This is a genomic window from Methanospirillum sp. (assembly GCF_035406105.1).
Taxonomy (GTDB): domain Archaea; phylum Halobacteriota; class Methanomicrobia; order Methanomicrobiales; family Methanospirillaceae; genus Methanospirillum.
On sequence record NZ_DAONKG010000114.1, the window covers coordinates 1 to 7769 of the forward strand.

13 protein-coding genes and 1 pseudogene are annotated in these 7769 nt (G+C 45.4%); 9 read left to right on the forward strand and 5 right to left on the reverse strand.

What is annotated here, in order from left to right; translation table 11 throughout:
• Positions 1–328 (reverse strand): annotated as a pseudogene (locus PLA23_RS07975) (hypothetical protein); the annotation flags it as partial.
• A gap of 351 nt (positions 329–679) precedes the next feature.
• Between PLA23_RS07975 and PLA23_RS07980 the strand changes: the two are divergent.
• Together PLA23_RS07980 and PLA23_RS13785 are read left to right on the forward strand one after the other, a co-directional pair.
• Complete coding sequence (locus PLA23_RS07980; protein WP_324474805.1) at positions 680–883, forward strand: RelB antitoxin-like protein; 204 nt, start codon at positions 680–682, stop codon at positions 881–883.
• Between the two features lie 116 nt (positions 884–999).
• Positions 1000–1158, forward strand: a complete 159-nt coding sequence (locus PLA23_RS13785; RefSeq protein WP_502883607.1) for a type II toxin-antitoxin system RelE family toxin — start codon at positions 1000–1002, stop codon at positions 1156–1158.
• A 146-nt stretch (positions 1159–1304) separates the two neighbouring features.
• On the opposite strand, the gene PLA23_RS07985 is transcribed toward PLA23_RS13785, so the two are convergent.
• From PLA23_RS07985 to PLA23_RS13795, 3 genes are all read right to left on the reverse strand, one after another.
• Positions 1305–2234, reverse strand: a complete 930-nt coding sequence (locus PLA23_RS07985; protein WP_502883608.1) for a hypothetical protein — start codon at positions 2232–2234, stop codon at positions 1305–1307.
• 114 nt (positions 2235–2348) lie between these two features.
• A complete protein-coding gene (locus PLA23_RS13790) occupies positions 2349–2516 on the reverse strand; it encodes an AAA family ATPase (protein ID WP_502883609.1) in 168 nt (55 codons plus the stop codon).
• Complete coding sequence (locus PLA23_RS13795) at positions 2461–2799, reverse strand: AAA family ATPase (protein WP_502883610.1); 339 nt, start codon at positions 2797–2799, stop codon at positions 2461–2463. The genes PLA23_RS13790 and PLA23_RS13795 overlap by 56 nt, the downstream gene beginning before the upstream one ends.
• Before the next feature lie 462 nt (positions 2800–3261).
• On the opposite strand from PLA23_RS13795, the gene PLA23_RS07990 reads away from it, so the two are divergent.
• From PLA23_RS07990 to PLA23_RS08020, 7 genes are all read left to right on the forward strand, one after another.
• Positions 3262–3414 carry a hypothetical protein gene (locus PLA23_RS07990; protein ID WP_324332028.1) on the forward strand — a complete coding sequence of 51 codons (153 nt, stop codon included), beginning with the start codon at positions 3262–3264 and terminating at the stop codon, positions 3412–3414.
• Positions 3404–3736, forward strand: a complete 333-nt coding sequence (locus PLA23_RS07995; RefSeq protein WP_324332027.1) for a hypothetical protein — start codon at positions 3404–3406, stop codon at positions 3734–3736. Before PLA23_RS07990 ends, PLA23_RS07995 begins: the two co-directional genes overlap by 11 nt.
• Positions 3733–4023: a hypothetical protein gene (locus tag PLA23_RS08000; protein ID WP_324332026.1), complete on the forward strand. Its 291-nt coding sequence runs from the start codon at positions 3733–3735 to the stop codon at positions 4021–4023. The genes PLA23_RS07995 and PLA23_RS08000 overlap by 4 nt, the downstream gene beginning before the upstream one ends.
• A 90-nt stretch (positions 4024–4113) precedes the next feature.
• Complete coding sequence (locus PLA23_RS08005) at positions 4114–5532, forward strand: hypothetical protein (RefSeq protein WP_324474806.1); 1419 nt, start codon at positions 4114–4116, stop codon at positions 5530–5532.
• Complete coding sequence (locus PLA23_RS08010) at positions 5532–5846, forward strand: hypothetical protein (protein ID WP_324331805.1); 315 nt, start codon at positions 5532–5534, stop codon at positions 5844–5846. Before PLA23_RS08005 ends, PLA23_RS08010 begins: the two co-directional genes overlap by 1 nt.
• 219 nt (positions 5847–6065) lie before the next feature.
• Positions 6066–6293 (forward strand): hypothetical protein, encoded by a 228-nt coding sequence (locus PLA23_RS08015; protein WP_324474807.1) that lies wholly within the window; start codon positions 6066–6068, stop codon positions 6291–6293.
• A gap of 79 nt (positions 6294–6372) precedes the next feature.
• A complete protein-coding gene (locus PLA23_RS08020; protein ID WP_324331803.1) occupies positions 6373–6675 on the forward strand; it encodes a type II toxin-antitoxin system VapC family toxin in 303 nt (100 codons plus the stop codon).
• Positions 6676–7006: 331 nt separating this feature from the next.
• Here PLA23_RS08020 and PLA23_RS08025 read toward each other — a convergent pair whose 3' ends face one another.
• Positions 7007–7504 carry a hypothetical protein gene (locus PLA23_RS08025; protein WP_324474808.1) on the reverse strand — a complete coding sequence of 166 codons (498 nt, stop codon included), beginning with the start codon at positions 7502–7504 and terminating at the stop codon, positions 7007–7009.
• Positions 7505–7769 lie beyond the last annotated feature (265 nt).

Consider the following 7769-nt stretch of genomic DNA (forward strand, 5'->3'; position numbering starts at 1 on the left):
CAACACCTCCGAAGGCTGTTTCAAGAGCCTCATTTGCAAGGATATTTGCAATGGTTGTGTCAAATGCTCCGGATGACGGTGCCCGGATACTGATGCGGCCCACCCGTTTCCCGTCGTTGTTTTCGTATATGACGGTCCCGGTGTAGTTTTCTGCACTCTTCTGGACTGCCGGGAGGTTTTCTCCTCCGGAGAGGTACGGCGTACATCCCCAGGGGTTATCGGCAAGGATGCTCCCGATGATGGTGTTTAGTGCTGCTTTGCTTGCGAACGGAGTTGCGAGAATCCGTTCGGCTGATTTTATGGTTGACTTTGCGACAAAATCTGCCATTTTTTTCTCCTGTCACGGGTGTGACCATACAAGGTCGATGTCAGGATAGAGGTGGTTAAAAAAAGGAGGGGGGAATTGGGAATAGGATGGTCTGAATCAGGTATGGGCGGGTTTGTTGAACGCTGGGATGAAAATATCCATGGAATATAATGAGTTCGGAACTCTGTCGTGTATTCATGACAAGAATGTCGATAAGTCGGTAATCCCATTCTCATTCGGTACCGGCCTTTCGATGAGGCAGGACATTCCTGGCGATATATTATTTCCCCTCGTGTTTCATTCCATCGAAACCTTAAGAGATACTTTGTCATTATCTTTTTGAGAATTCAAATCAATATATCTGTGAGAAGAATGCTTGAAATTAAACACCAATCTGTCATGTCAGAGTCCGGGGAAGTTACCGCAGTAATTATTGATATTGACACCTTCAAAAAAATTGAGGCCATTATTGAAGATTATGGTTTACTTCATTTCATGCAGGAAGCGGAATCATCAGAAGTTTTGGAACGGAATGAAGCCTTACAATATCTTCAGTCTCTTGAAGGAAGTTCCTGATAATGATCCCATGCAAATACCGATAACAGTGTCTGAAAGATATTTCACAACTTCCGAATGACTATAAAAACCGTATAATAAAAATATTGTTTGAGGATATTCCTCATGCCGATAGATTGAGTGATTGTCGGCTAGACATCTATCCTATCAAAGGAAACCCGGATCATTACCGAATGAGGGTCGGAAAGTACCGGGTAGGGTTTGTGATTGAAAATGAAACAATTATTTTTGCCAGAGTGAAGAGCAGAGAAGAGATCTATTCCGTGTTCCCATAACGTATAGGTGGAATAGGTATCGAGTCTGCACCCACGGACCCGACTATGAGCAGCAGAATACATCCAATCGCACATCCCCGGTTCATGTCATCACCACACAATAATGGGGGGATTATGCCAGTGCCGGCACCGTATCTGCCCATGTCTCAATGGTGGGTAAGGATGCTGTCCGCCTCAAAACTCGAGACTGTTACCTTCTCCCGCTTAAAGGCGATATTATAGAGTTCTCCGGATGCTGCATGGCACTTGAGAGTGACACTAAATCCATCCTCTGAACGGTCATGGGAAGCAACACCTCCGAAGGCTGTTTCAAGAGCCTCATTTGCAAGGATATTTGCAATGGTTGTGTCAAATGCTCCGGATGACGGTGCCCGGATACTGATGCGGCCCACCCGTTTCCCGTCGTTGTTTTCGTATATGACGGTCCCGGTGTAGTTTTCTGCACTCTTCTGGACTGCCGGGAGGTTTTCTCCTCCGGAGAGGTACGGCGTACATCCCCAGGGGTTATCGGCAAGGATGCTCCCGATGATGGTGTTTAGTGCTGCTTTGCTTGCGAACGGAGTTGCGAGAATCCGTTCGGCTGATTTTATGGTTGACTTTGCGACAAAATTCTCCTGGTTTGGAATAGAAAGAGAATACGTTAAAAGATTTGGATCATATTCTGCAAATTTCGGGTCATCTGCCTTCAGATATCCGGAATAATAGAGTAAACTCCAGATATTCACCGGATTTTTCCCGATATCTCCAAAGGTGATATTTTCACTGAGAGGATATCTGAGTTCTTCCCCGGAAAGCAACACCTCAAGATCACGTTTTATTTCCAGCCCGCCTGAACCGAGTTCCTCATATACGAGAGCGTTCGAAGAAGTATTCAGCCATTTCGGAGATGGTGGGTTTGGAATTGCCTGAATATAACTGATGAGAGACCAGGGGTTGTATATGGTGTGACCACCGAATGAATACCCGTTATACCAGTCCCTGATGATATCGGCATGATCCTCCACCTGAAATGCGGTCAGGATGCTGGAAACTTCCTGCTCGGTAAACCCGAATGTATCTGCATAGGGGCCGATCATAAGCGGGCTTGCGACATCCAGATTGTTGAGATCAGAAAAGATGGACTCTTTGGCTATCCGGAGAATCCCGGTGATGACCGCATGGTAGAGTACCTGACCCTGCTCCGGTTTTCATCATGCTCCAAGCCATGATCGCATGAAATCCGCCATTTCATTATAGTATCCCTTGGAAAAGGCTTCTATCATGGGGGAGTCATACTCATCTATGAGGACGATGACCGGCTTTTTAAAAAAAAGAGTAACAATGGGAGATGAGTTCTTTGAGGCTGTTATAGAGTTCATGTTCTGGTGACTCCTCCCGGCATATACGAAGGTACCGGTCTCTGCTTGCTTCAGGTAAGGATTTGCTAATCGGCAAATATTCTCTGTATAGTCTCCCGATCTCCGCTTTTACTGCCTTGATAAAGTGATCATACGAATCCCGTTTCAGATCCTTTAAACTAATGAAAATGACTGGATATTTCCCCTGATGCGACATATATTCAGGGTATACTCGTGCCCGCACCCTGTCACCCGGTATTACACGTACATCCTCATGATTCCCAAACCCATGTCCACAATACATACATATCAAAACCCATTTCGCGAAAGTGAAATCCCCCTCAATTCACTCCCCAATCACCTGGATCCCCCGCACACCTCACTCCGTTCAACCCCCCGTTTTCACTTTCACCCTGTTTACCTGAAGTTCAAATACCCCCTCATGTAACCATGATGGGAGGATTGATTATCCTCGATAAATAATGCTCCACTGTTGCCAACCCAGGGGAGCATCCTCCTCCTCCGGGTATTCTTCTGGATACCTCTCCTGCTGCACCCGGTATCGTAAGGCCGTGATGCAAAACAGGATGTATCAGTACGTGCAAACCCTCTCAGAGAACCCGGAATAATTCAGGGATTCACAAATGACAACACAAACAGCCAATTCTATCTCTCGTCAAAAAACCCTGATAACCGGGCAGAACTGTACCCATGTATTCCATCCGGAAAGCCACATAAAAACAAGAATACGATTACGGAGCAAACCATGCGACTACGAAAACGATTCAAAAAAGAATACCCCCGCTCAATCATCCAGCTTGCAGGCACGACGATACGGGCAGGGGCAGTTCTAAGCTATAGATTTGTACGATTATTATCATTTCCCCCAGGAAAAACCGGTGGCTGCCATGTCGTCTGAAACAAAAGCACGACGCTGCGCCATATGGTTTGCCATCAGCGAACTCAGATCACAGGGATACCTGATTGACCGGTGTTGTGGCAGAGATCGAACCTTTGATCTCATTGCCTGGAACCGGGAACATGTCCTTTCACTCATCATTCGAACAGCCAGGACTCCGGATATCAGGACCTGCCATACCGAGGTAACAAAGACCTCCAGCCTTGTCCTTGACCGGATGGTCCCAGGAATACCTGAACTCTGGCTCTATCATCCAGCTGGGAAGTCCAGGTATTCCATCCTCCCCGGCGGAGCAATAGCCATCAGGGAGGCTCAGGTATGAAAGCCAGGCATCAGCCCGAAATCAGAAGAGCTGCCCTTTCCGCTCTCCGGTCAGGAGACACCCTCATCTCACGGCAGCGGATAGAAGACGAGATAGAAGACCATCCTGACCAGTACCCCGGACTATCAGGCCGGAGCAGAATCGGACGGCGACGGATCATCACCCTTGCCATGAATGAGATGTTCTCCTGCTGGAGTACAACCGAGGGAGTACACCCTTCCTCCTTTGTCTGGAAAGTCAAACCTGAGCAGGAACAACCAAAAACAGAGTCGGAGGAGGAGCAATGAGTCCGGAAGACCAGATCCGAGAGGCCCTCACCCTCCTCTTCCAAAAAGGATCGGTTGTCGAGCTCCGTGCCCTAGGAGAGAGAACCCACTATGGATACTACACCGATCATGACAAACTGGCCAGGGATGCTGCAATCCTTGACGCGACACCGGGTATTGAGAATCTGCCGGGCTCTCTGGCATCACCTTGCATCGGTATCGGTCAGAATCCCTTTTGCCAGAAGTATCCGGTTCACGAACTCGCAAAACCGGCGGAACTCTACCATGCTCCTCGATCTCGTCAGATCCATAGCCCTCCTGCACCAATACCAGCGGGAGCGGGTCGATATCGGTGGTATGATAGAGATCCTGGCAGAGAAACAGGATTTTGAAATGGCACGGGAGATCTATCTTCAGCTGAATGGAGTACGTGGTGCTCAGATGACAAAATTGACCAGCACCGAACAGATGCTGGTTGATGCCATCCGTGCCTCCGGAAAAACAGAGTTCACCGTGAAAGAACTACAAAAGCTCATCCGTCGATCCCGGTCAACGATTTCACGACTGGTTGCCGGAAACCCGCAACTGGATGATCATATCGGGCTGCTAGAAAAATGTCCCCCGCTTTCCTATTATGAACGGTCAGAAAAGATGGAAGACGGCGGATATCAGCGGGGACGAATCTATACCTGGGATTATGAGATGGATGAGTTCTGGTCTGCCGGTGTTTCATGCTGGCTGGATGAATCAGATGAGAATAATTCTGATACTGGTCCGGGTGATGATCCTGATGGTTCTGTGCATGTGTGCAGACCTGTGCAGGCACTGTGCAGAACTGACTGCACCAATTCAGAAGATAATGGGGAGTTTATTTCAGAATTAACGGGTGAAAATGCTAATTCGTCTTCTGGTGTGCAGACTTCTGAACGTGCAAGTACCGTAACGAACCAAGAGAATAATGTCTTATACATACCAGAAAAATCTGCACACACTCCTCCTAAGTCTATTATTTCTCAGGATGTACAGGAAATAGAGGATATACCTCCCGATTCATCTGTGCATGATCGTCTGCACACCACATGCACAGGCATGTACCGTATGCACAGATCAGATCCCGTTCTCAGTGATGAAGGAAAGCAGGGAAAGAAATTTGATCTTACGGATATTCATCCGGATGTGTTCTTCCTGGCTGAGAGAATACCAGATCAGATCTGTGACTGTTGTGGCAGGAAAGGGGTGACATACCGGGAGAAGGGAGGAGGAAAGAATCCACCCGGGCAGAAGAGACGGATGATCTGTGAGCGGTGCTACAGTGCAGCAGTATCACGGGAGGTTATGACATACCGGGCACTTCCTGGAGTTCTGCCTCTCCAATCGATGAAACAGACCGACCGATCCCTGGGCCGATGTCATCTCTGTCATCTGCACCCGGTTACCTGGTTTGATGAGGAGACAAAGATCGGCCTGTGTGAGCGGTGTTATCATCGTGAACGGTTCAGTAACCGGAATAATGCAGGAGGGACGGTATAATGGGGTTTACCGTCACTTCCGTCAAAGAGACGCCCCTGGTCAGGTACGAGAAGGTCGGACGGCTCATCCCCGGAGATAATGATACGATCCGGATGATGCTGGACGGGACCGGAGAGATACGAGTGATACCGGTTACCGATATTCTTCTCCTGTTTGGTGGGATTGCTCCGGAGGGTCTTGTAATGTCAGAGTCAGGAAACCGGGTTATTCTGACCGGGGCATCGGGTGAAGAGTATGTGGTCCTGACGAGCCAGGTGAGAGGGATGATCCGGGACTGGCCAAAGAAGAAGGCTGCGTTATTTGTGATAAGATAAAATAAGTGAGGGGTTGTTTGAATTAGATCATGGTTTGTCAGGAGCCCATGAAGAATATGAAATGGTAATATCCAGTAAGAAAACATGCGGGCATTAAAATTTGGGAGGAATTGTTTCATTTTAAGTCAATGAGGTGGTATATAATTACAGGTAAAAATTCTAAAACGACTGATGGAAATATGGGGAACTAGGTGAATATATTATGGGCAGTTAGATCGCATGATTGAAAATATCCAATTTGTATATGATTTTACAGGGCATAAAACAGCCGTTATTGTCCCGATAGATATAAGGGAAAAGGTTCTGACGCCCTATAATAAGCAATCAAGATGTGATATCTCACAGTATTATGGGGTTTATCGTGAGTTCATCCCAGATCCAGATAAACTGGCAGCATCTCTCCGTGATGAATGGGACAGGAATGACTCAATATCTGATAGATTCTAATATTCTTATTCATATTCTTGCGGGAGATTTACCTGAACGGACATATTCAATTGTTTGAGAAATCTGCAATCAATCTTTTTTGGTATCAATAATCTCGAAGATTGAATTACTTGGATGGAGAAATGGTACTCCCGATGGATTGGCAATGGCCCGAAATCTGCTTTTGGAAGCAGATATTATTTCATTGTCGGATCCCATTTCCGATATTGCAATAAACATCCGTCAAAAAAAAGCAATAAAACTACCTGATGCAGTAATTGCGGCATCAGCAATTTTTCTTAATGCTACTCTTGTAACTCGAAATATTAAGGATTTTGATGGAATTGAAGGATTATTTCTTTTGAATCCTTTTGATATGAGTGCCAAATTTGAATCTGAATAATTTTTTTTAAATTGTAGAATAATGCGAATCATTCTGATATAAATCAAAAAGTTTGCTTATTACAATGAAGTGCATTAAGTGTGCACCTGGAACAATCTTTTTTCCATTTCGATATTCTAAGACGTTATTTAAGGCACAATAAAAACTTATCTACCAGAAGGAATTGAAATATTGATATAATCGGGAGATTATTATGATTGAAGAAATTATATCCGCCATTTCGTTATCTCTTAATTAGAAGATGTAACTGCTCCAAACCTATTTATTTCCCTTATGGATCAAAACGATGTATATTCTATCCGTTCAGGAATGTCCGATCCCTGGCTATTCTCTATTCAAGAGCTTTGATATCATCGATAAGATATGAGATTTCATCTTCGATACCATATCCAAAATAGGAGGCATCTTTCTTTGCAGCTGCAAGCCGCTCTTCAATATTCAAATCCTCAATTATTGCAGGGCAGGTCTCAAGAATTTTCAACAATTCACTCATCGCAACACTGAGTGAATCTAATTTTGATTCTTCATGGCCCCCATATTCGGCACATAATTTCACAAACTGTTCGATAAACTGGAGTGTCAGTTCAGCAGTTCCTATGGGGTCTCCGGTCGCTTTCTTATAACCCTGAATAGCCTTTTTAACCGGGGCAATTCTGGCTTTTCCAAATCCCCGTTCTGGAAAGAACTCATGTCTGATCTTTTTGGCCGCATTCTCACGAAGACTGGCATATGCTGCTTCTCCCCCGACTCTTCCCTGCAAATACTCTTTGTTCTCCTTATTCAGAGCATAGAGATCATGAATGAGAGATATGAGGGAATTTGCATCCATTCCGGCTAAATTTGTTTTGATAGCCCTCCAAGATGGGTTTGACTGACTCATAGATAGAGGTACGGTCTCTCTGATAATCAGGATATGGGATAAACCGGGGAGTGCTTTCTGGTAAGTATGGTTTTTAAACTGATAGGAGTTACGCAGGTTAACCTCCAAAAAAAATTAAAGCGCATATTTTGGTCTCTGAATATACTCTGAAATTCCAATTTTTGTGATTTGCCATTGTGCATTATACGGAGTAACACCATTCAAAAAATTGTTA

Excerpts from the sequence above, each read along its gene's own strand:
- PLA23_RS08005 (WP_324474806.1), top strand. The coding sequence starts at position 4,114 with ATGGATACTACACCGATCATGACAAACTGGCCAGGGATGCTGCAATCC.
- PLA23_RS08010 (WP_324331805.1), top strand. The coding sequence starts at position 5,532 with ATGGGGTTTACCGTCACTTCCGTCAAAGAGACGCCCCTGGTCAGGTAC.
- PLA23_RS07990 (WP_324332028.1), top strand. The coding sequence starts at position 3,262 with ATGCGACTACGAAAACGATTCAAAAAAGAATACCCCCGCTCAATCATC.
- PLA23_RS08000 (WP_324332026.1), top strand. The coding sequence starts at position 3,733 with ATGAAAGCCAGGCATCAGCCCGAAATCAGAAGAGCTGCCCTTTCCGCT.
- PLA23_RS07985 (WP_502883608.1), bottom strand. The coding sequence starts at position 2,234 with ATGATCGGCCCCTATGCAGATACATTCGGGTTTACCGAGCAGGAAGTT.
- PLA23_RS13790 (WP_502883609.1), bottom strand. The coding sequence starts at position 2,516 with ATGAACTCTATAACAGCCTCAAAGAACTCATCTCCCATTGTTACTCTT.
- PLA23_RS07980 (WP_324474805.1), top strand. The coding sequence starts at position 680 with ATGCTTGAAATTAAACACCAATCTGTCATGTCAGAGTCCGGGGAAGTT.
- PLA23_RS08015 (WP_324474807.1), top strand. The coding sequence starts at position 6,066 with ATGATTGAAAATATCCAATTTGTATATGATTTTACAGGGCATAAAACA.
- PLA23_RS07995 (WP_324332027.1), top strand. The coding sequence starts at position 3,404 with ATGTCGTCTGAAACAAAAGCACGACGCTGCGCCATATGGTTTGCCATC.
- PLA23_RS13795 (WP_502883610.1), bottom strand. The coding sequence starts at position 2,799 with ATGTATTGTGGACATGGGTTTGGGAATCATGAGGATGTACGTGTAATA.
- PLA23_RS08025 (WP_324474808.1), bottom strand. The coding sequence starts at position 7,504 with ATGGATGCAAATTCCCTCATATCTCTCATTCATGATCTCTATGCTCTG.